Origin of the sequence: Aeromonas sp. Y311-2, assembly GCF_027706025.1 — a bacterium.
In the GTDB taxonomy this organism is placed as follows: Bacteria; Pseudomonadota; Gammaproteobacteria; order Enterobacterales; family Aeromonadaceae; genus Aeromonas; species Aeromonas veronii.
Map to the genome: position 1 here is coordinate 124,742 of NZ_JAPDCL010000003.1, position 22,016 is coordinate 146,757.

General features: G+C 60.4%; 19 protein-coding genes and 2 tRNA genes. 11 read left to right on the forward strand and 10 right to left on the reverse strand.

Features of this window, described 5'->3' with window-relative positions; translation table 11 throughout:
• Positions 1-31: 31 nt before the first annotated feature.
• Positions 32-898, reverse strand: a complete 867-nt coding sequence (locus tag OKC42_RS04300) for a D-hexose-6-phosphate mutarotase (protein WP_270819118.1) — start codon at positions 896-898, stop codon at positions 32-34.
• 86 nt (positions 899-984) lie between these two features.
• Positions 985-1,980: a type I glyceraldehyde-3-phosphate dehydrogenase gene (gap, locus tag OKC42_RS04305; protein ID WP_005335708.1), complete on the reverse strand. Its 996-nt coding sequence runs from the start codon at positions 1,978-1,980 to the stop codon at positions 985-987.
• A 348-nt stretch (positions 1,981-2,328) separates the two neighbouring features.
• Between gap and malQ the strand changes: the two genes are divergently transcribed.
• The 4 genes from malQ to msrB all read left to right on the forward strand — a co-directional run bounded on the left by malQ (position 2,329) and on the right by msrB (position 9,389).
• On the forward strand, positions 2,329-4,518 hold the full coding sequence (malQ, locus tag OKC42_RS04310) for a 4-alpha-glucanotransferase (RefSeq protein WP_270819119.1): 2,190 nt from the start codon (positions 2,329-2,331) through the stop codon (positions 4,516-4,518).
• A gap of 82 nt (positions 4,519-4,600) precedes the next feature.
• A complete protein-coding gene (gene glgB, locus OKC42_RS04315) occupies positions 4,601-6,778 on the forward strand; it encodes a 1,4-alpha-glucan branching protein GlgB (protein ID WP_136501690.1) in 2,178 nt (725 codons plus the stop codon).
• Entirely contained in the window at positions 6,778-8,934 is a 2,157-nt protein-coding gene (gene glgX, locus OKC42_RS04320) for a glycogen debranching protein GlgX (RefSeq protein WP_270819120.1), read from the forward strand. The genes glgB and glgX overlap by 1 nt, the downstream gene beginning before the upstream one ends.
• 68 nt (positions 8,935-9,002) lie before the next feature.
• Positions 9,003-9,389, forward strand: a complete 387-nt coding sequence (msrB, locus tag OKC42_RS04325) for a peptide-methionine (R)-S-oxide reductase MsrB (protein WP_040068248.1) — start codon at positions 9,003-9,005, stop codon at positions 9,387-9,389.
• Positions 9,390-9,463: 74 nt separating this feature from the next.
• Here the strand turns inward: msrB and chrA are convergent, their stop codons facing one another.
• Together chrA and OKC42_RS04335 are read right to left on the reverse strand one after the other, a co-directional pair.
• Positions 9,464-10,615, reverse strand: a complete 1,152-nt coding sequence (gene chrA / locus OKC42_RS04330; RefSeq protein WP_429090039.1) for a chromate efflux transporter — start codon at positions 10,613-10,615, stop codon at positions 9,464-9,466.
• A 73-nt stretch (positions 10,616-10,688) separates the two neighbouring features.
• Positions 10,689-11,144: a nucleotide triphosphate diphosphatase NUDT15 gene (locus OKC42_RS04335; protein ID WP_270819122.1), complete on the reverse strand. Its 456-nt coding sequence runs from the start codon at positions 11,142-11,144 to the stop codon at positions 10,689-10,691.
• Positions 11,145-11,350: 206 nt separating this feature from the next.
• Here OKC42_RS04335 and OKC42_RS04340 point away from each other — a divergent pair, with 206 nt between their 5' ends.
• Together OKC42_RS04340 and OKC42_RS04345 are read left to right on the forward strand one after the other, a co-directional pair.
• Positions 11,351-11,578 carry a hypothetical protein gene (locus tag OKC42_RS04340; RefSeq protein WP_005335715.1) on the forward strand — a complete coding sequence of 76 codons (228 nt, stop codon included), beginning with the start codon at positions 11,351-11,353 and terminating at the stop codon, positions 11,576-11,578.
• A 145-nt stretch (positions 11,579-11,723) separates the two neighbouring features.
• On the forward strand, positions 11,724-12,041 hold the full coding sequence (locus tag OKC42_RS04345; protein ID WP_005343224.1) for a hypothetical protein: 318 nt from the start codon (positions 11,724-11,726) through the stop codon (positions 12,039-12,041).
• Between the two features lie 131 nt (positions 12,042-12,172).
• Here OKC42_RS04345 and OKC42_RS04350 read toward each other — a convergent pair whose 3' ends face one another.
• Together OKC42_RS04350 and OKC42_RS04355 are read right to left on the reverse strand one after the other, a co-directional pair.
• The gene (locus OKC42_RS04350; RefSeq protein ID WP_005304871.1) at positions 12,173-12,649 is read right to left on the reverse strand and encodes an Lrp/AsnC family transcriptional regulator; all 477 of its coding nucleotides are present in this window, start codon (positions 12,647-12,649) and stop codon (positions 12,173-12,175) included.
• A gap of 311 nt (positions 12,650-12,960) precedes the next feature.
• Positions 12,961-13,584 (reverse strand): helix-turn-helix transcriptional regulator, encoded by a 624-nt coding sequence (locus OKC42_RS04355; RefSeq protein WP_042052419.1) that lies wholly within the window; start codon positions 13,582-13,584, stop codon positions 12,961-12,963.
• Between the two features lie 106 nt (positions 13,585-13,690).
• On the opposite strand from OKC42_RS04355, the gene OKC42_RS04360 reads away from it, so the two are divergent.
• Together OKC42_RS04360 and OKC42_RS04365 are read left to right on the forward strand one after the other, a co-directional pair.
• The gene (locus OKC42_RS04360) at positions 13,691-14,920 is read left to right on the forward strand and encodes an MFS transporter (RefSeq protein ID WP_129503287.1); all 1,230 of its coding nucleotides are present in this window, start codon (positions 13,691-13,693) and stop codon (positions 14,918-14,920) included.
• A 110-nt stretch (positions 14,921-15,030) separates the two neighbouring features.
• The gene (locus OKC42_RS04365) at positions 15,031-15,849 is read left to right on the forward strand and encodes a Cof-type HAD-IIB family hydrolase (protein ID WP_270819123.1); all 819 of its coding nucleotides are present in this window, start codon (positions 15,031-15,033) and stop codon (positions 15,847-15,849) included.
• Positions 15,850-15,900: 51 nt separating this feature from the next.
• Here OKC42_RS04365 and OKC42_RS04370 read toward each other — a convergent pair whose 3' ends face one another.
• Positions 15,901-16,464 carry a DUF2799 domain-containing protein gene (locus tag OKC42_RS04370; protein ID WP_270819124.1) on the reverse strand — a complete coding sequence of 188 codons (564 nt, stop codon included), beginning with the start codon at positions 16,462-16,464 and terminating at the stop codon, positions 15,901-15,903.
• 206 nt (positions 16,465-16,670) lie between these two features.
• On the opposite strand from OKC42_RS04370, the gene OKC42_RS04375 reads away from it, so the two are divergent.
• Together OKC42_RS04375 and OKC42_RS04380 are read left to right on the forward strand one after the other, a co-directional pair.
• A complete protein-coding gene (locus OKC42_RS04375; protein ID WP_108612566.1) occupies positions 16,671-17,510 on the forward strand; it encodes an isopenicillin N synthase family dioxygenase in 840 nt (279 codons plus the stop codon).
• Between the two features lie 211 nt (positions 17,511-17,721).
• Entirely contained in the window at positions 17,722-19,035 is a 1,314-nt protein-coding gene (locus OKC42_RS04380; protein ID WP_005335722.1) for a sodium-dependent transporter, read from the forward strand.
• A 3-nt stretch (positions 19,036-19,038) separates the two neighbouring features.
• Here OKC42_RS04380 and OKC42_RS04385 read toward each other — a convergent pair whose 3' ends face one another.
• Positions 19,039-19,758: a substrate-binding periplasmic protein gene (locus tag OKC42_RS04385; protein ID WP_270819125.1), complete on the reverse strand. Its 720-nt coding sequence runs from the start codon at positions 19,756-19,758 to the stop codon at positions 19,039-19,041.
• A 432-nt stretch (positions 19,759-20,190) separates the two neighbouring features.
• Between OKC42_RS04385 and OKC42_RS04390 the strand changes: the two genes are divergently transcribed.
• The gene (locus OKC42_RS04390) at positions 20,191-21,504 is read left to right on the forward strand and encodes a sodium-dependent transporter (RefSeq protein WP_058056587.1); all 1,314 of its coding nucleotides are present in this window, start codon (positions 20,191-20,193) and stop codon (positions 21,502-21,504) included.
• A 328-nt stretch (positions 21,505-21,832) separates the two neighbouring features.
• Here the strand turns inward: OKC42_RS04390 and OKC42_RS04395 are convergent.
• Together OKC42_RS04395 and OKC42_RS04400 are read right to left on the reverse strand one after the other, a co-directional pair.
• A tRNA-Val gene (locus OKC42_RS04395) sits at positions 21,833-21,908 on the reverse strand.
• Positions 21,909-21,924: 16 nt separating this feature from the next.
• Positions 21,925-22,000, reverse strand: a tRNA-Lys gene (locus OKC42_RS04400).
• Positions 22,001-22,016 lie beyond the last annotated feature (16 nt).

Genomic DNA, 22,016 nt, shown 5'->3' on the forward strand with positions numbered 1-22,016 from the left:
GCCCTCTTTATTTATCTGAACCTAATCCAACTCAGATGATTACGGTGGAGAGGCTGTGCTCTTCATCCGGCGCAACTGTCACACCCGCCTCACCGGCGATGGCCGCTTCGACGCAGAGCATGGTGCGATAGCCATCGTCACTCATGTCGGCCATGGCGGTAGCACCTTCCAGCCAGGGGGTCCAGACCACCACGCTGTCGTGGTTGCCACTGACAACCCGGGTCTCGCGCTCACCATCCTGCACGCTCACCAGCGCCTCTGGCTGCCAGTAGACCCGATCCAGCGGCCCGTTCAGGGTCAATGCACCCTGCTGCTTGGCATCCTGTCCGGTCAGCTTGTCAGCATAGGGCTCGCCCAGGCCGGTGACGCTCACCGCTTCCGGCGCACTGATTTGCAAATAGGTGTGCAGCGCACCGCTATAAGTCAGCGGCTGGCTACCGGTGTTGCGAGTGGTCAGCACCAGCGAAAGCTCTTTGCCCACCAGCACATCCAGCTCCAGTTCGAAGGGGTGATCCCACAGGGCACGGGTCGCGTCGCTATCGCGCAGGGAAAGATGAACAAGCGTGCCATCAGCGTGATCGGAGACTCCGTCCAGCATCCAGAGGGTGGTACGGGCAAAACCGTGGGAGGGCTTGCCGCTACCAACGCGGGCGGGCGCCGGGCCAAACCAGGGCCAGCAGATCGGGATACCACCGCGAACAGGCTTGCTGCCATCCAGCACCGCCTTGTCGCTCAGCCAGATGGAGGCCGGCTCGCCATGACGCTGATAGCTCAGCACATGGGCGCCAAACAGGCTGATTTCTGCCTTGGCATAGTCGTTGTTGATGGTGAGAACCGGCAGACCGGCCGCATTGTTGGCAAGCTTGCAATTGGCTGTCAGGGGACGAATGGATTGCATGTGGACTCCTGTCATCAGGGGAAACCGAAAAACAAAAAGGCGGCCAATGGCCGCCTTTTTCAAGCTACGCGATTGCGCATCCCAAATTACTTGGAGATGTGAGCGATCAGGTCCAGAACTTTGCTGGAGTAGCCCATTTCGTTGTCGTACCAGGATACAACTTTAACGAATTTGTCGTTCAGCTGGATACCAGCCTTGGCGTCGAATACGGAGGTCTGACGCTCACCCAGGAAGTCGGTAGATACAACTTCGTCTTCGGTGTAGCCCAGAACGCCTTTCATAGCGCCTTCGGAAGCAGCTTTCATCGCTTCGCAGATTTCTGCGTAGGTGGCAGCTTTCTTCAGGTTAACGGTCAGGTCAACAACAGACACATCCGGAGTCGGAACACGGAAAGCCATACCGGTCAGCAGGCCTTTCAGTTCCGGAATAACTACGCCAACAGCTTTGGCAGCACCGGTAGAGGACGGGATGATGTTCTGAGCCGCACCGCGGCCACCGCGCCAGTCTTTGGCAGACGGACCATCAACGGTCTTCTGGGTAGCAGTGGTAGCGTGAACGGTGGTCATCAGGCCAGACTCGATACCGAAGGTATCGTTCAGAACCTTGGCGATCGGGGCCAGGCAGTTGGTGGTGCAGGAAGCGTTGGAAACGATGTCCTGGCCAGCGTAGGTAGAGTCGTTAACACCCATTACGAACATCGGGGTAGCGTCTTTGGACGGGCCAGTCAGAACAACTTTCTTGGCACCAGCAGCGATGTGCTTACGAGCAGTCTCGTCGGTCAGGAACAGACCGGTAGCTTCAGCAACAACGTCAACACCGATTTCGCCCCACTTCAGGTTGGCCGGGTCACGCTCAGCGGTAACACGTACGGTTTTGCCGTTTACAACCAGGTTGCCGTCTTTAACTTCAACGGTACCGTTGAAACGACCGTGAGTTGAATCGTACTTCAGCATGTAAGCCATGTAGTCAACATCGATCAGGTCGTTGATACCAACAACTTCGATGTCTGCACGCTCGCAAGCCAGACGGAATACGAAACGACCGATACGGCCAAAACCGTTAATACCTACTTTGATAGTCATATTTAGTTACCTAACTGTTCAGTAGTCAAAGAAAATTCCGCTTGTAAATTTACTAGAACTCTCCGGTGAGTCAACCAACATTCTGTCTGAAATTGCGCTATATCATGAAAAACTGTGAAATTAATTTTCTGTTTATGTAACTGATTACCACGTTTTGACGAAAAAAGTGCCAGATCGTGGCATCGCGCAGATATCAACAATAGTGCCTACTCGGTCACACAACCATTCACAGAGATATGTAAAAATGTGCGCGGTTTAGCATGGCCCATAGAGCCACTGTTCAAGTACCACCCCATAAAAATCAAACAAAATAGTATAGATAGAATCCACAGCGGGAATTCTCAAACTATGACCACCCTGATTGAACAGCTGGCTGCCGCAAAAGGTATCGCCAGCGAGTATGTCGATGCCTGGGGCCACCCGGCCCAGGTATCAGAAGAGAGCAAGGCCGCCATGCTGGGCGCCATGGGCTACCGCGTCGATGACGAGGCCGCACTGGTGCAGCAGCTGGAAGAGGAGCATCGCCAGCACTGGCTGCGGGCGCTGGATCCTGTGATGGTGGTTCGCACCGGCGACGCCATTACCCTTGAGGTTCGCCTCCCCATCGAATTCGTCAACGACGCCCTCACCTGGCAGCTCCAGCAGGAGCAGGGTGCTGTGCTGTCCGGTCAATTTACTCCCATCGAGGGTGAGCTGGTCGGCGTGGCCGAGTTTGAAGAGATGGAGTGCCAGGCCTATCGCGTCACCCTGGAGATGGCCCCGGAGCTGGGTTATCACCAGCTGGTGTTGCTGGAAGAGGGCAATGACGAGCCGCTGGCTACCATGCGCTTCATCGTTGCCCCCAAGGCCTGCTACAAGCAGGCGCCAATTGCCGATGGCCGCAAGGTATGGGGTCCGAGCGTGCAGCTCTACTGCCTGCGCAGCCGCCACAACTGGGGTATCGGTGATTTCAGCGATCTGGGCCAGCTGGTCGAGAAAGCGGCCGCCTGGGGTGCCCACTTCGTCGGCCTCAATCCTATCCACGCCCTCTATCCGGCCAATCCGGAGAGCGCCAGTCCCTACAGCCCCTCTTCCCGTCGCTGGCTCAACGTGGCCTATATCAATGTGGAAGCGGTGCCCGAATTCCAGCAGAGCGATCGCCTGAAAGCGGAAGTGGCAAGCCCTGCTTTCCAGCAACATCTGGCCGATCTGCGCGCCAAAGAGAATGTCGATTACACCGGCGTGATCCAGACCAAACTCGGCATGCTGCGTCAGGTGTTCGACGAAGCCAGCCTTGGCGCCGAGCGTCAGGCCGCCTTTGATGCCTTCGTGGCCGCCGGTGGTGACAGCCTGCAACAGCAGGCAGCATTTGATGCCCTGCAGGCCCACTTCTATGCCAAAGGCGAAAATGCCTGGGGCTGGCCGGTATGGCCGCAGGAGCTGCGCGATTACCACAACCCTGCCGTTGCCGCCTGGATGGCTGAGCACCCGCAAGATGTCAACTTCTACCTCTATCTGCAGTTCCTGGCCGACGAGCAGCTGGCGCAAGCCGATGCCCGCGCCAAGGCTGCCGGCATGGTGATGGGGATCTACCGGGATCTGGCGGTGGGCGTATCCGAAGGCTCCACCGAGATCTGGGCCAACCAGGATCTCTACTGCCCGAAAGCCTCGGTCGGTGCGCCGCCCGATATTCTCGGCCCGCTCGGTCAGAACTGGGGCCTGCCCCCGATGAACCCGAACAAGCTGTTTGAAGCGGCCTATCAGCCGATGGTGGACTTGTTCCGTGCCAACATGCGCTCCTGTGGCGCACTGCGTATCGACCACGTGATGGCCTTGCTGCGCCTGTGGTGGGTACCGCCCGGAGCATCCGCCGCCAAGGGCGCCTACATCTACTATCCGGTCAACGATCTGCTGGGCATTCTGGCCCTCGAATCCCACCGCAACCAGTGCCTGCTGATCGGCGAGGATCTGGGCACCGTGCCGGAGGGGATCGACGTGACCCTGAAAGAGAACGGCGTTCACTCCTACAAGGTGTTCTTCTTCGAGCGCTCCAAGGAAGATGGCGGCTTTATCTCCCCGGCGCACTACACCGAGCAGGCGATGTCGGCCCTGACCACCCACGACATGCCGACCCTCAAGGGCTTCTGGCATTGCGACGATCTGGCGCTCGGCCGTCAACTGGGTCTGTATCCGGATGAAGATGTATTGAAGACTCTGTATGCTGATCGTCACCAGGCCAAACAGCGGATCCTCGACAGCCTGCATGCCCACAAGGTCATCTCTGACAGCATCAGTCATGACGTCAACTGGGTCGGTATGAACACCGAACTCAACCACGGTCTGCAGATCCACATGTCCCGCGGCAGCTGCGCCCTGTTCAGTACCCAGCTGGAAGATTGGCTGGAGATGGACAAGCCGGTCAACGTACCGGGCACCAGTTACGAATACCCCAACTGGCGCCGCAAGCTTTCCGCTGATCTGGAAGATATTTTTGCCAATGAGGCACTCAAGGCACTGGCTGGCAAGATGAGCCAAGCCCGTGATGAGGCCAGTCGTTGAGACGCTGTCTCCCACAGCGCTCTCACCTAAATCCACTCCGGCTTCGGCCGGAGTGGATGCTCTGTCATGAAAGGAAATCTCGATGCTCGTTGAACGTTTGGTTGCTGCCCGCTGTTCCGATCCCTTCTCTCACTTAGGCCTGCAGGCCAATCCGGATGGGCCCGGCCTCAAACTGACCGCCTGGTTGCCTGATGCCCTCGAAGTCCGCGTCAAGGATCTCAAGTCGGGCAAAGTCGTTGCCACCCTGGCGCCCACCGATGAATCGGGTCTTTTTGAAACTGTTTTCACCCGCCGCAAAAACTCCTTCCCCTATCAGCTGATCGCCAGCTACCAAGATGCCACTACCGAGGTTATCGACCCCTATCAGTTTCAGGATGCCGCCTGGGCAGGCCTGGCCGAACTGACTGCCCAGCCGGAAAACCTCTACCACACCCTTGGCGCCCAGCTGCGCACCGTAGAGCATCTTGGCCAGCAGGTGGAAGGGGTGCGTTTTGCGGTCTATGCACCGAGCGCCACCGCCGTGAGCCTCATCGGTGATTTCAACTTCTGGGATGGCCGCCGCCATCCGATGCAGCGCAGCCTGTGCGGTCACTGGGTGCTGTTTGTGCCGGGCCTCAAGGCCGGGGATCGCTACAAGTTCGAGCTCAAGGACCCCATGGGCAACCGGCTGCCCCACAAGAGCGACCCTGTCGGTTTCTACAGTGAGCAGTATCCGTCGTTCGCCTCCGTGGTCTATGACCACGCCCAGTACCAGTGGCAGGATGCCGAGTGGATTGCCAGCCAGCACAACGACAAGCGTGAGCAACCCCTATCCATCTATGAGCTGCACGTCGGCTCCTGGAAGCGCCACCCCAACGGCGACAGCCTGAGCTGGCGCGAGCTGGCAGTGGAGCTGGTCGCCTACGTCAAGGAGATGGAGTACACCCACATCGAGCTGCTGCCGGTCTCCGAGCACCCCTTCAGCGGCTCCTGGGGCTACCAGCCGGTGGGCATGTTCTCCCCCACCAGCCGCTACGGCACCGCAGATGATTTCAAATACTTCGTCGACCAGTGCCACCAGGCCGGCATCGGCATCATTCTGGACTGGGTACCCGCCCACTTCCCGTCCGATGCCCACGGCCTGGCCCGCTTCGATGGCACCCCGCTCTACGAGTACGAGGATCCGCGCCGTGGCTGGCACCCGGACTGGAACTCCTACATCTACGACTTCGGCCGCGATACCGTGCGCCAGTTCCTGGTGGCGAGCGCCCTGTTCTGGCTCGACAAGTTCCACATCGACGGCCTGCGGGTGGATGCGGTCGCCTCCATGCTCTATCTGGACTACTCCCGCAACGCCGGTGAGTGGGTACCGAACGTCGATGGCGGCAACCACAACTACGAGGCGATCAGCCTGCTCAAGTGGACCAACGAGGAGGTCTACGGCAAGTATCCCCACGCCATGACCATAGCCGAAGAGTCCACCGCCTTTGCCGGTGTCTCCCGCCCCACCTTCCTCGGCGGCCTCGGCTTTGGCTTCAAGTGGAACATGGGTTGGATGCACGACACCCTCACCTATATGCAGAAAGAGCCGATCCATCGCCGCTACCACCACAACGACATGACCTTCTCCATGGTTTACCACTATGACGAGAACTTCATCCTGTCGCTCTCCCACGACGAGGTGGTGCACGGCAAGCACTCCATGCTCTACAAGATGCCGGGCGACGAGTGGCAGCAAGCCGCCAACCTGCGGGCCTACATGGGCTTTATGTACGCCCACCCGGGCAAGAAGCTCAATTTCATGGGCACCGAAATCGCTCAGAGCAACGAGTGGAACCACGACGCCCAGCTGCCGTGGCACCTGCTGCAATATCCCAAGCATGCCGGTCAGCAACGGCTGATCCACGATCTCAATCACCTCTACCGTCATGAGCCTGCCTTGTATCAGGCCGATTATGAGCAGACCGGCTTCCGCTGGCTGGATCACAACGATGCCGACAACAGCATCTTTGCCTGGCTGCGAGCGGACAAAGAGGGCAAGCAGGCTATTGTGGTGGCTTGCAACTTCACCCCGGTGCCCCGTCTCGAATATCGGATCGGCGTCCCAGCTGCGGGCCACTATCGGGTGGTGCTCAACACCGACAGCGAGTATTACTGGGGCAGTAACTATGATGTAGGTCTGGTGTTCGCTGCCGAGCCGACCCCCTGGCAGGGGATGGCGCACAGCATAGTGCTGGATCTGCCGCCGCTGGCGACCTTGTTTATCAAACAGGAGTCTTGATGCTTGTAATGGAAAAAGGGGTGGGCCACCCGCTGGGGGCCCGCCTTGACGAGAACGGTTGCCACTTCTGCGTCTGGGCCCCCCAGTCGGACAAGGTGGAGATCTGCCTGTACGACGAGCAGGAGCAGGAGCTGATGCGACTGGAGTTGCCCGGCCGCCGTGGCCAGTATCGCTTTGGCTACGTGCGCGGCGTAAAGGCCGGTCAGCGCTACGGCTATCGGGTCTATGGCACCCCGCAGGAGGGGATGCTGTTCGATCCGCAAAAACTGCTGATTGACCCCTACGCCAGGGCGCTCAGTCGTCCCACCTACTGGGATGAAGCCCTCTATCAGGGCGACAGCGCAGAAATGATTGCCAAGTCGGTGGTAGTGGATGACAGTTTTGACTGGCAAGGGGTTGGCAAACCCGGGATCAGTCCGGCCCGCACCATTATCTACGAGACCCACGTCAAGGGCTTTACCAAGCAGCATCCGGGGATCCCCAAAGCGCTGCAGGGCACCTACCTTGGCATCTGTCACCCGCTGGTTATCGAGCATATGAAGAGTCTCGGCATCACCTCGGTGCAGCTGATGCCGGTGGCCGCCTTCATGTCGGAACCGCGACTGGAGCAGCTGGGACTGACCAACTACTGGGGCTACAACCCCATCGCCTTCTTCGCCCCGGAGCCGCGTTACAGCACCCGAGCCGACGAGGCGGTGACCGAGTTCAAGACCATGGTGCGCGAGCTGCACCGGGCCGGGCTCGAGGTGATCCTGGATGTGGTCTACAACCACACTGCCGCCTCTGGCTTCGACGGCCCCACCCTCTCGTTCAAGGGCTTTGACAACGCTGGTTACTACGCCTTCGAAGCGGGCCCCCACGGCCCCGACTACACCCGTCACGCCAACGTGACCGGCTGTGGCAACAGCGTCAATCTGGATCACCCCAACACCCTGCGGCTGGTGCTCGATGCCTTGCGCTACTGGGTCACCGAGATGCAGGTGGATGGCTTCCGTTTCGATCTGGCGGTGACGCTGGCGCGGGAAGCGGGGGAGTTCGAGCCCATGGGCGCCTTCTTCAAGGCAGTGATGGCCGACCCAGTGCTGTCACAGGTCAAGCTCATCGCCGAACCCTGGGACATAGGCCCCTTTGGCTACCGGCTGGGTCAGTTCCCGAGCCAGTGGCAGGAGATCAACGACCGCTACCGCGATACTGTGCGCGCCTTCTGGCGTGGCGATGCGGGCAAGATGGGGGACTTTGCCACCCGCTTGGTAGGCTCGCGGGATATCTTCCCGAAGAACTGGCGCTCCCCCCACACCAGCGTCAACTACCTCTGCTATCACGACGGTTTCACCCTGGAGGATCTGGTCTCCTACAACCAGCGCCACAATCAGGCCAATGGTGAAGACAATCGGGACGGTCACGGCAACAACCTCTCCTATAACCACGGGGTAGAGGGGCCGACCCTGGATCCGCGGGTCAACAGCCTGCGCCAGCAGCAGAAGCGCAATCTGATTGCCACCCTGCTGCTGTCGCAAGGGACACCGCACTTTCTTGCCGGGGACGAGATGGGCCGCAGCCAGCTTGGCAACAACAACGCCTACTGTCAGGACAACCAGATCAGCTGGGTCAACTGGCAGTGGCGGCCGGAGGATGAGCGGCTGTTCGCCTTCACCCAGCAGATGATGGCACTGCGGGCAGAGTCCTGCGTCTTCTCCAACCTGCAGCTGAGCGACGACAGCTGGAATGGCGCACCGTCCAGCTGCCATCAGGTCAACTGGTATCACCCGGACGGCCACCAGCTCACCGATCAGGATTGGCACGCCCCCATGGGGCAGGCGTTCGCCATGGATATCGGCATGATCAACTGTGTCGGTGAGCGCTGGTACGTGCTGTTCAACGCCAGCGATTACGACATCCAGTACCGCCTGCCGCCGCCGGGGGAAGGGCTGGAGTGGATCCAGACCATCGACACCGCCACCAACGATGGGCTGCCCTTCCTGCCGGATGACATCAAACGGCAGGTGGCAGTCGGCCGGGCCCACTCCCTCAAATTGCTGGAGCGGGTGGCGCTGGCCAGCACGGCGGAGGATGCCCAACCACCGCAGCAGGAAATTCTCCCTGCATCCGGTGAGGAGATGGTTGCCACCTCGATCACAGATACAGGCAAAGCATAAGAAGCATGCTGGAGTCAGCTTTACGGAGCCGCTATGCTGGGCTCCGGTATGGATGGCAAGGAGTCGGTATGAGCAGTAACAATCCGGAACAGTGGCGCAGCAAACTGACCGCCGAGCAGTTTCACGTCTGCTGGGAGAAGGGCACCGAGCGCCCCTACAGCGGCGCCCTGCTCCACAATCGCAAGAGCGGCGACTACCTCTGTGTCTGCTGCAAGAGCGTGCTGTTTCACTCAGGAGCCAAGTTTGATTCCGGCTGCGGCTGGCCCTCGTTCGACAAGGCCATCGAGGGGACGGTGGAGTACACCGAAGACAACAGCCACGGCATGAAGCGAGTGGAGATCACCTGCCGCCAGTGCGGCTCTCACCTCGGTCACGTCTTCCCCGATGGACCGACCGAGACCGGCCAGCGCTACTGCGTCAACAGCCTGAGTCTGGATTTCGATCCCGACGCTTAAGCGGCTGACCCATTGCAATAAAAAACGGCGCCTCCATCACGGAGGCGCCGTTTTTTATCGGGATTTCACCGCGTTCACGCCAGCAGGATAGCAGCCATAACCAACAGGGCCGCGATGGCCGGCACCGGCAACTTCAACACCCGCAGCAGATAAAAGCCGATGGCCGCCAGCGCCAGATCGGTCGGCGCCAACACCGCACTCTGCCACACCGGCTGATAGAGGGCCGCCAGCAGCAATCCCACTACGGCAGCATTGATGCCGGTGACGGCCCCCGCCAGACGGGGACGGGCCAGCCACTGTTGCCAGCAGGGGCCCACCGCCCAGAGCAGCAGAAAACCGGGTGCAAAGAGCGCCAGGGTCGCCGACAAGGCTCCGAGCAGCGGCATCTCGGGCTGCAACTGGGCGCCAAGATAGGTGGCAAGGGTAAACATGGGGCCCGGCACCAACTGGGCCAGGCTGTAACCGGTCAGAAACTGCTGCTCGTTGAGAGTGTGGCCCACGCTCTCTTGCAGCAGCGGCAGCACCACATGGCCACCGCCAAACACCAGACTACCGGCGCGATAGAAGTCGGCAACCAGCTGGCCAAGCGGGCTACCGAGCAACGGCAGACCAATAAAAAGGACGCCAAACAGCAGCAGGGTCGGCCAATGAGGCTGACTGCTGGCGGCAGCAGGCAGCTCGGCGGTGGCAGGGTGACTCCCCGCCCCGCGCTGGCTGCGGGCGCAGATCAACGCAGCTCCCGCCAGCATCAACAGTTGAGTCAGCAAACCGGGCTGCCACCAGAGTGCAGCAGCGGTCACCACCATAATCCCTTGGGTCATTCCCGTGGCACAGAACTGACGACTCATGGTGAGCACCGCATCGGCCACCACGATAAGCGCCAGCAGCTTGAGGCCGTGCAACGCCGCATCGAGCCACAGATTGCTGCCCAGCTGGCCGATGCCGATCGCGGCCGCCAGTAGCAGAAGAAATGAGGGCAGCGTGAAGCCAAGAAAAGCTGAGAGCGCCCCGCCCAGACCGGCGCGATGACGACCGATGGCGAAACCCAGCTGGCTGGAGGCGGGCCCCGGCAGCAGTTGGCACAGCGCCAGCAAGCGGGCAAATTCGGCCTGTGTCAGCCAGCCGAGCCGCTGGACGAAGGTGCGCTGGAAATAGCCGATATGAGCGGCCGGACCACCAAAGCTGACGCATCCCAGCCATAAAAACTGAATAAATACCTGTCCCACGCTCTTCTCCCTCATCCCTCTTCTCCCGATGGAGAGTGGATATTATGACAGCGCGATGATCGTTTTATGACAATCAGGCTGATTCGGCCGACACCATGGGCACATCACCCGGCAGATAGCAGCGTCCCGCCAGCCAGCAAGCGATGGACTGACGGCTGGCGTCGAAATGGGGCTCGGGCAACTCGCGCGGATCGCACCAGACCCAGCCTTCGCACTTCTCCGGCTCCAGCAGTTGCGGTTCGCCATCGGCCCGGGCATGCAGCGTCACCGAGATATAGTGCAGCCCGCTCTCGCGCCAGGTCTCCAGATTGTTGGTCACCGCCACCACCTCGGGCCCCTGGATCTCAAGTCCGGTCTCCTCGGCCACCTCGCGGATCGCCGCCGACTCGAAGCTCTCCCCCAACTCCAGATGACCACCCGGGATCGACCAGTAGGGAGCATGGCTCCCTTTGCGCTTGCCAAGCAGCACCTGGCCATGGGCGTTGGTCAGGATGACGCCAACCCCGACGTGGGGATAGAGAGTGGACATGAAAACGCTCCTTCAATAAGGCAGTAAAACGGCCTCACCATAGGCCCAAGGAGGGCACAGGGCAAGCCCCGGCTGCACTGCACCTGCGCCTGTCGGTGACTCCTCCCCTTGCCCCTTAACCGGTTATCACTGATGCTGGGGAGTGAAGCTCGGATGGAGAGGCCATTCCAATCCTCTCGGTCCCCCATTACCCCGAGGAGTCCGCCATGAAAAAATTGCTCCCCCTGTGCGCCCTGCTGCTCACGGCTTGCCAAACCACGCCGCCCCCCAACTCGCTCGCCATCGATGATGCCGACGCCTGGCAGGCCATTTGCAAAGATGGCACCCGGGTTCGCGCCGTGGTGGCAGAGGGGATCTGTGGGGATCATCGCGGGGTAGCCATGTGGACGAATAAGCCAAGAGCCGAACGGATGGCAGAAGAAGCCGCCAAATAGTGTGATCCAGGCACCATAAAATGACACTACCGGCCAATTGGCCGGATTTTTTCGCGATCTCGCCAGCACTTTGCCACCTTGTTCATGGTGCGCTCAGTTTTCTGTTCCCATACTGGCCCTACAGTTCCAAAAGAGGAGAGACAAGATGCAAACATCCATCGTCGGGCTCTCCATTCTGTGGGGGCTAGCCAGTTTTGGTGTTCAGGGGGATTTCATCGAGAGCCGTGATTCCGTTGCGCCATCCTGGCAAGCCGAGTCCAGAGTGGAGATGGAAGGTTATCTGATTGAATCGCTTGGCGAAGATCGCTGGCTGTTCGACAACGGCAGCGAGAGCCTGCTGGTCTCCCTGCCCGAGGGGCAGTGGGTGCCGACCGGCGAGCGGCTGCGGGTCAGCGGCGAACCGCAGCAGGAGCAGAGCGGCTGGCTGCTGCAGGTGGAAGATATCAGCCAGGTCAGCGTCTGAGCACGGCAGTCGCCCCGTCACCGCGACAGCGAATCCAGACCCGATAACCACGACCGAATAACCAAGAGCGAATAGCAAAAGAGGAGGCCACTGGCCTCCTCTTTCTGTTTACATAAGCGGCTTGCGCGGGCTCACCCCAGATGGTTGAGCGGCAGCGCCGTCTTGTGCTTGATGCGGCGCAACACGAAGCTGGAGCGCACCCCGGTCACCCCCGGAATATGGGTCAGCTTGTCCAACAGGAAGTGCTGGTAGTGCTCCATGTCGCGCACCACCACCTTGAGTTGGTAGTCGGCATCATTGCCGGTGATGAGGTCACACTCCAGCACTTCGGGCAGTTCGCTGATGGCGCGATCGAAGTTTTCGAACCGCTCGGGCGTGTGTCTGTCCATGGAGATATGAATGTAGGCGGTGAGGGTGAGGCCAAGCTGGCGGGCGTTGAGCAGAGTAACGTGGGTGTCGATGAGACCGGCATCCTCCAGCGCCTTGACCCGGCGGGAGCAGGGGGACGGCGAGAGCCCGACCAGCTCGGCCAGTTCCAGATTGCTGATGCGGCCATTCTCCTGCATCAGCTCGAGAATATGTCTGTCTATGCGATCAAGTTTCAGCATTTACCCTTCCTCGTTGCAATGACTAATCCACTTTTCCTAGATTAAGGGTGAACTATTGCAAAAACAACCGAAATAAGTGGTTACTTTGCAACCACTCACCGGCATGGGAGGGATACTATGGTTACATCTTCCGGTGGCAAAGCAGATACCTGACCGGGTCTCTGCGGTGAAGGACCTTACCGGGTCAAGAGCCCCATCAGCCGTCTTACCTTATCGGGAAACGACGGGCTGGAACGAGAGAACCCCCTCCCCGAAGGCAACAAAGCAGGCATCCCGGCGCCTGCTTTGTTGTTTTTGGGCGTTTGACGAAATCAGAGCGCGGGCGGCGTGATGCGATAGAGGCAGCGATGCGCCCCCTCCAGCAGATATTGCTCCCGCTCCACCGTCGCCGGCGCCAGCAGCTGGCGAAACAGCGCCAGCTCGCTGCGACAGAAACCGCGGCAGGTGCGCGCCGCCGCACAGATGGGACAGTGGCTCTCCCACAGCAGCCAGCTGCCATCCTCTTCGCGGCGGATCTCCGCCATATAGCCCTCGCGAGTACGCAGCTCCTTGAGCGCCGCTAGCCGGCCAGAGAGGCCATGGGACCCCAGCGCCTCCTGATAGCGAGCAAGCATCTGCTGCTCCCGCTGCTGGATCAGCCGCTCCATCCCCTCCTCGCCAAACAGCTCGCGCACGTTGTCGATCAGTTGCACGGTCAGGTCGCTATGGCTATCGGGGAAGCGCTGCCAGGCCTGCTCGGTGAGCTGCCACAGCCGCACGGGACGACCGCGCCCGCGCGCCTCGTCGCTGAATGTGACCCACCCCTCCTGCTCCAGCGTGAGCAGGTGCTGGCGGGCGCCCATGGAGGTCATCTGCAACTGCTCCCCCAGCGCGGCGGCGCTCTGCGGGCCATGGCTCTTGAGCAGAAACAGGATCTTGTCGGTGCTTGCGTTCATGATCTCATTATGGGGAGCGCCCTTTATTAAATCAACAATTCACTTTACTTAATCCCGTCTATGAACCAGCATAAATAAACCAATAACTTTACTTAATGGGTGCAGCATGGAGAAACACGAGCACAAAAATCCCCTCTGGGTGCTGGTCATGACGGTCACGCTGGCAGTTGCAGGCTTCAGTCTCCCCTCCCCGGTGTTGGCACCTTTGCTGCTGGATCCGGCCCACGGCATGCTGACACCGGAAGCCTCCGACTGGAGCCGCAAGGTGTGGTTGGGGGTCATCATGGGGCTCTATCCCCTGTTCCAGCTGGTGGGCAGCCCCTGGCTCGGTCGCCTCTCCGACCGCTATAGCCGCAAGCCACTGCTGTTGCTCTCGCTGGCGGGGGTGCTGGCAGGCTATGCCCTGATGGCACTCGGTATCGCCTGGCGCTCCCTCCCCCTGCTGCTGCTCAGCCGGGTGGTGGAGGGGCTGTGCAACGGCAACATCGCCATCGTGCAGGCGATGGCGGCGGATCTCGCCGGCAAGGAGCACAAGGCGCGCAGCTTCGCCTGGATCAACATCGGCATGAATCTGGGCTGGGTCGTGGGGCCGATGATCGGGGGCTACGCCGCGGTGATCTCGGGGGATTACAGTCTGGCCGCCTGGCTGGCGGTAGGAATGACCCTGCTCAACCTGCTGCTGGTGTACTGGTTGATCCCCTATCGTCCGCCGGTGGCGGCCACCCGTCAGACAGCGACCCTCTCCAGCCGCCAGCTGTTGTTGCAACCGGCCCTGCTGCCCTACTTCGCGCTCACCCTGATCAGCTATGGCGCCGTGCAGCTCTATTTCACCTACTTCAATATCTGGCTGGTGGAGAGGCTGGCCTGGGATCCGGCCCAGCTGGCGCAGGCAGCGGTGCTGGTGAGCCTGCCCATGATGGCGGGCTCCTGGCTCGGCTCTCGCATCTCCCGCCACTGGCGCGGCAGCTCCCTCGGCATTGTCGGCCATCTGGTGATGGCGAGCGGCATGCTGCTCTTTATCCTGCCCGTGCACTGGTGGGGACTGGCGCTTACCTTCGTTCCCGCTGGCATCGGCATGAGTCTGGGGGAGCTGGCCACCTCGGTGGCGATCTCCAACCGCAGTCACCCGGAGCAACAGGGGCAGGCGATGGGGATCTACCGCGCCCTCGCCGTGGGCAGCGAGATCCTGGCGGTGCTGCTCGGCAGTCTGGTGCTGCTGGCCGGTACCGAGTGGCCCTTCTATCTCGCCACCCTCTGCTCCCTTGCCAGTGCCGCCGGTTTCTATCTGCTGCGTCGCCGTGCCGACCGTCGTCAACAGCTGGCCAGCTGCACCTGAGTCACGAAGAGATCACAGTTCGGCGCTTCGGCCGCGGGCAAGACTTGCATCGGGGCGCCGGGTCTGGGACGGTAAAGCTCTTTGCAGATTTGTTCGATGCTGGAGGAGCTATGAGTGAGTACAAGGCCATCGCGCTCGATATGGATGGCACCCTGCTGACCCGGGATCACAAGATCTCGTCGGCCACCCGGGCAGCCCTGGCGCAGGCCCGCGCCCACGGCATCAAGGTGCTGCTGGTCACGGGGCGCCACTATATGACGGCGCGTCCCTTCCACCACGAGCTGGCCCTCGATACCCCCCTCATCTGCAGCAATGGCGCCTATCTCTATGATCCGGTGCAGAACCGGATCCTCAGCGGCGACCCGCTGGCGGCCGCCCCGCTTACCGAGCTGCTGGCCGCGGTCGAGGCGCAGCAAATGGGGGCCCTGTTCCACCTGAGCGAGGGCATTGGCTACCTCGGCTGTGAAGAGCATGTCACCCGCATCCGCCACTGGTCGGCCAATCAGCCGGACCACCTCAAGATCGCCCTCCACCCGGTCGAGGAGCTGGCAGGCTGGCTCGACAACCCGGTCTGGAAGCTGGAGCTGTTCAATCAGGATCCGGCACGCCTGCACACCTTTATGGGCAAGGTGGTCGAGCAGATGCCCTTTACCCGCGACTGGGCGGCCCCCTATGCGGTAGAGCTGGTACAGCCCGGTTGCAGCAAGGGCAACCGGCTGGCCCAGTGGGCTGCCAGCGAAGGGATTGCGATGGAGCAGGTGGTGGCGTTTGGGGACAACAACAACGACATCAGCATGTTCGAGCAGGTGGGGCTGGCGGTGGCCATGGGCAATGCGGCCCCGCAGATCCAGAGCCATGCCCATCGGGTCACGGCCGACCACAACGAAGATGGTATCGCACTGGCGTTGCAACGCTGGGTAATGCCCTGACCTGACAAGATGCAACATGGCCAGCACGCGGGCTGGCCATGCAGAGAGGGATTAACCGCCGAAGGAGAACTGGATCACCCGATCCGGATAGCGCAGACGGTTATACTCCCGGCGCAGAGATTCGTAGTGGCGAATGGCCCGATCGCGCTTGGCGCGGTAATAGTCACGCTGTTCCGTGTTGGTTTCGTTGCGGATGCTGCGCTCCAGCGTATCGATATCCCGTTCGGTACGCTCCAGCTCGTCGCTGATCTCCCGCAGGCGGGCAGCCAGTTTGTACTCTTCGTAGCCACGCTGATACTGCTTGAGGAAGCTGGCATCATTGGGGCATACCCCCAGATAGGCATGCCCCTCCTTGCCCTTGCTGTAAGCCAGCTCGGGAATGCAGTAGAGCTCCAGCCCCTTGTCGTAGCCCCGTTTCCACTCGGCTTCATCCACTTTGAGGCCATATTCGCTGCAAGACGAAACGTAATCGCGGGTCGCCTGACGGGTTTTGCCCTCCGCTCCATCCTGATAACCCAGGTTGTACCAACTCATGGTGCGGCACTCATCTTCTGACAGGGCACTGCATCCCGCCAGCAATACCGGCAGGGTCAGCAACAGGATTTTGGGGGACATGAACAGACTCCGGAAAAGATAGTGACCGGCATTCTAGAGAGGATAAAAGGCCATAACAAGGGATGCGCTCCCGTGCGGTCTGGCGCGGTTTATTTGATGTTTTTGTCACTATTCAACGCCGTGCCAGACGGGCGGCCAACCCGCTTTCCTTGTTATCAGGCGCAAGGTAAACTGCGCCATCTTTTAACTGGCGCGCAACAAAAACAATGAAAGTCCTGACCGTCGATTACCGCTCACCCGATGCGGCCCAACGCTTCACCGAATCCCTGCGAACCACCGGCTTTGGCGTGCTGACCAACCACCCCATCCCGAAAGAGCTGGTGCAGTCCATCTACGACAACTGGTATCGCTTCTTCATGAGCGAGCAGAAGCAGGATTTTCTGTTCAACCGCGAGACCCAGGATGGCTACTTCCCGCCCTCGGTCTCCGAGGTGGCCAAGGGCCATAGCCAGAAAGACATCAAGGAGTACTTCCACATCTACCCCTGGGGCCAGATGCCGGAAGAGCTGAAGGAGCAGGCGATGGAGTACTACCGCCTCGCCAACGGTCTGGCCGCCGAGTTGCTGGGCTGGGTCGAGCAGTACACCCCGGCCGATATCGCCGCTCACTACAGCTGCCCTCTCTCCTCGATGATCGAAGAGAGCCAGAAGACCCTGCTGCGGGTGCTGCACTACCCGCCGTTCGATGGCACCGAGGAGCCGGGTGCCATCCGCGCCGCCGCCCACGAGGATATCAACCTGCTCACCATTCTGCCCGCCGCCAACGAGCCGGGGCTGCAGGTGAAGGGCTCCGACGGCGAGTGGATGGACGTACCGTGTGACTTTGGCACCCTCATCATCAATATCGGCGACATGCTGCAGGAGGCCTCCCGCGGCTACTACCCCTCCACCACTCACCGCGTCATCAACCCGACCGGTGGCAGTGCCAGCAAGTCGCGTATCTCCCTGCCGCTGTTCCTCCACCCGCGCCCGGATGTGGTGCTCTCCGAGCGCCATACTGCCCACAGCTACCTGATGGAGCGGCTGCGGGAGCTGGGGGTGATCTAGTCCACCGACGAGCAGTTGTCAGAGACCAAACCGGAGCAATCTCGCTCCGGTTTTTATTTGGTGGCAGGATTGGGCAAAAAACAGAATTAAATTAGCCAATCGTGCCAATAAATCGCATTTATGCCTGATAACCGTCGTAGTGATTGCGCCGTGACCTCCGTAACATGAGCGCCATTCTGCCCCTGCCAAGGGGCGCTCGATTGGAGTTCTTATGAAGCAGTCCCAATGGTCATCCCGACTCGGCTACATCCTCGCCGCAGCGGGTTCCGCGGTCGGTATCGGCGCAATCTGGAAATTCCCCTATGTCACCGCCGTCAACGGCGGCGGCGCCTTCCTGCTGGTCTTTCTGCTGTTCAGCTTCACCCTGGGGGTGGCGGTATTGATGGGGGAGACCCTGCTCGGCAGCATGAGTCGCCGCGGGGTAGTCGGAGCCTTCTCCGATCTGCTCGGCAAACAGTGGCGATGGGTTGGGGTAATGGGGGTGATCTCTACCCTGCTCATCTACTGCTTCTACAGCGTGGTGGGCGGCTGGACCCTGGGTTATACCGGCATGGCCATCTCCGGTCAGCTCAACCATGGGGATGCGGCGGCCCTCACCGCCCGCTTCAATGACTATGTCAGCGGCGACGTCTGGCCAATCCTCACTCACCTGCTGTTTGCCGCCCTCACCTGGATGGTGGTACAAGGAGGCATTCAGAAAGGGGTGGAGCGCACCTTGCGCTGGATGATGCCGGCCCTGTTCCTGATGATCCTGATGCTGGTCGCCTTTGGCCTCACCCTGCCCAATGCGATGGCGGGAGTACGTCACTTCCTGATGCCCGACTTCAGCAAGCTGGGGATGTCCGGCGTGCTCGATGCCATGGGACTGGCCTTCTTCTCCCTCTCCATCGGTCTTGGCATCCACACCACCTACGGCGCCTATCTGCCGACCAGCGAAGGGGTTGGTCGCTCAAGCCTCTGGGTGGTGCTGCTGGCCAGCATGGTGGCAGTGCTGGCGGGGCTGATGATCTTCCCGGTGCTGGCATCGACCGGTATCGACCCGGCCTCCGGCCCCGGTCTCACCTTTATGACCATGCCGGCTGTGTTTCAGCTGCTGCCCTTCGGTCAGGTGCTTGAGGTGATCTTCTTCGCCCTGCTGGTCTTTGCCGCGCTCTCCTCGGCCATCTCCCTGCTGGAGCATTTGCAGTGCTTCCTGTGCGAGACCTGGGGTTGGTCACGCCGCACGGCCTGCAGCGCCATCACTGGATTCGTCATGGTTAGCGGTGTTCCGGTCAGCCTGTCGTTTGGCCCGCTGCAACACGCCACCCTGTTTGGCAAAACCATCTTCGAGCTGCTGGACTTTGTCACCTCCAACCTGATGATGCCGCTGTTCGGCCTGATGCTGACGCTGCTGCTGGGCTGGAAGCTGGGGCGCAAGGCACTGCCGCAGGGGATTGCCAGCCACTGGCATCACCTGCTGATGAACTGCTGGCGCTGGATTGCCCCCTTGCTGATCGGCGGGATCTTGATTCGCGGTCTGGTGTGACGGTTACTCGTCGCGGGCGGGCTCATCGGCCCGCCCCTGGGCGGCTCTGACGGCATCCAGGGCATGCTGCCAGCGGGTGATCTCGGCATCATCCGTTCCCTTGGAAAAGACGATATAGAGACCGGCCTGATGAAGCAGCACTCCACTGCTGACGATGCTGCGCCGGGATAACCCCATCTTGTCGAGGGTGGCTTCCATCACCAGCTCCGCCATCGGCAAGGCATCGATCTTGCCCAGCATCAGCCGCTCTATCGCCTCCCCGACTGTCTTGTAGCGCACCAGATTGGTGTAGCCCTCATGGGTCAGCCGCACGTCATCGGCATTACCCAGCACGACCCCCACTCTGGGCAGATCCCGCAGCTGTGCCAGCGAGGTCAGCGGGTGGCGACTATCCGGCGCCTGATAGATAAAGACCCGATTGATAAAGAGCGGGCCAACCCATTTGAAATGGGACTCCCGCTCCGGGAGCCGCTGTACCACGAACAGTCCATAACCGGGCTCGACCCGTGCCAGCGCCAGCGCCCGCTTGAGCGGGTAAATCCGCACCGGATAGCGGGTGCCAAGCTCCTCCTGCACCTCATCAATCAAACGAATGGCGAATCCGTCGAGCTTGCCGTCGCGGTATTCGGTAAAGGGGGGTAAGTCGTGACTCAGCAGGGTTAATCCGGGCTGCGCCGACACACTCAGGCTGATCAGTAACCAGGGCAACATCATCCATCTCATACGACATCCTGTCTCATCGTTGTTCCCGTCAGCACCATGTAGCAGTCACTAGTTCCAGAAGAAGCTACGTCGATTATCGCCCAGTAAATAGCCGCAAGGTAGAAAAGATACGGCCCTGCGAGGTTCTCCCCCATTGAGCTGTACGTATAGCCAGAGTGGTGACAGCGGCACACATAAAAAATTTTTGATTTTATGTGTCAATTATTCTTTCCATGGTTTAGGCTGTTCCCTCATTCATTGGTCAGGTTGCCACCTCATGTCTGCCATCCTCGTGCTGTTTGGTCGATTTTTTAGCTCGCAAGAGAGGTGACCTTGCACGCACAGTTTTTCTGAATGTTCATTGCAAAGGTCGCCTCAGGCGGCCTTTTTTATGGTCTGTCGTTTATTGCTACAGAGGAGTATTGCTTCGATGTCGTGTTACCCGGAGGTTGTATGAGCCAGGTTCAGTGGTCTTCCCGTCTCGGTCATGTGCTGGCCGCAGCAGGCACCGCGATTGGCCTTGGTGCCATCTGGAAGTTTCCCTATGTGACCGCCACCAATGGCGGTGGCGCCTTTCTGCTGGTGTTTCTGCTGTTCAGCTTCACCCTGGGGGTAGCGGTACAGGTCGGCGAAACTCTGCTCGGCAGCCATAGTCAGCGCGGGGTGCTCGGCGCTTTCCGCAAACTGGTGGGGCCGAACTGGCGCTGGATGGGGTATATGGGGATCGCCTGCGGCTTCTTTATCTACAGCTTCTACAGCGTGGTGGGCGGCTGGACCGTGGGTTACGCCGCGCTGGCGATGGCTGGCAAGCTCAATCTGAGCGAAGGAAGCGCCCTCACCGCCCTGTTCAACGGCTATGTCAGCAACCCCTGGTGGCCGGTGCTGACCCATCTGATCTTCGCAGGCCTGACCTGGTGGTTCGTGCAGGGGGGTATTCAGAAAGGGGTGGAGCGGGCACTGCGCTGGATGATGCCCGCGCTCTTCATCATGATGTTGCTGCTGGTGGGGGTTGGCCTCTCCATGCCCGGCTCCATGGCGGGTGTGCGCCAGCTGCTGCTGCCAGACTTCTCCATGCTGACCGGCCAGAGCGTGCTGGATGCGCTGGGGCTGGCCTTCTTCTCCCTCTCCATCGGGCTCGGGGTACACACTACCTATGGCGCCTACCTGCCCAATAGCGAAGGGGTGCTGCGCTCCGGGGTCTGGGTGGTCACTCTGGCAAGCCTTATCTCGGTGCTGGCGGGCTTGATGATCTTCCCGGCGCTGGCCTCCACCGGCATCGATCCCACCGCAGGCCCAGGGCTCACCTTTATGACCATGCCTGCCGTGTTTAGTCATCTGCCGTTCGGTCAGGGGCTGGGGGTGGTCTTCTTCCTGCTGCTGCTGGTGGCGGCGCTCTCCTCCTCCATTTCCATGCTGGAGCATCTGGTGCGCTTCACCACCGAGGAGTGGGGTTGGTCGCGTCGTGGCGCATGCCGGGTACTGACCCTGCTTATCATGGCCTCCGGCATTCCGGTGAGCCTGTCGTTCGGCCCATGGAGCGATCTGACCCTGTTTGGCAAGACCATCTTCGAGCTGCTCGACTATCTGACCTCCAACCTGATGATGCCGCTGTTTGGTCTGGTACTGACCCTGCTGCTGGGCTGGCGCCTGGGTGATGCCATATTGCCTGCGGGCCTGTCACCCGCCCTGCGTCTGGCGCTGCTCTGGTGCTGGCGCGTGGTAGCGCCGCTGCTGATCAGCGGGATCCTGATCCGCGGGATCATGTAGCATCTTGCGCATCTTTGCGGGCAGGCCTTGGCCTGCCCTTTTTATTGCTGGCGTTCACTTTATTACAAGCGTTCATATAAGCAGCATCACGATGGACAGGAGTGCAGTCGGGCAATCTCGGCAAAGCAGAGTAGAGGATGTGCGAAATGACAGAGTGGCAGAGTGGCAGAGTGGCAGAGTGGCAGAGTGGCACAATAAGAGGTGGCGTTCGGCTCGCCACACCGGCAACAGAAGAAGTTGAAGTACTGAATTGCGGGCAAAAAAATCCCCATCTGAGTGGGGACTTTATCTGCAACTGAAGCTTATATCTCAGCCTCGCTTGCGAATATGGTGGTCGTTACTGGGATCGAACCAGTGACCCCCTCCTTGTAAGGGAGGTGCTCTCCCAGCTGAGCTAAACGACCTGGGATTCTGAAATGATGGTGGGTCGTGCTGGATTCGAACCAGCGACCAATTGATTAAAAGTCAACTGCTCTACCGACTGAGCTAACGACCCATCTAAATCATTTTTT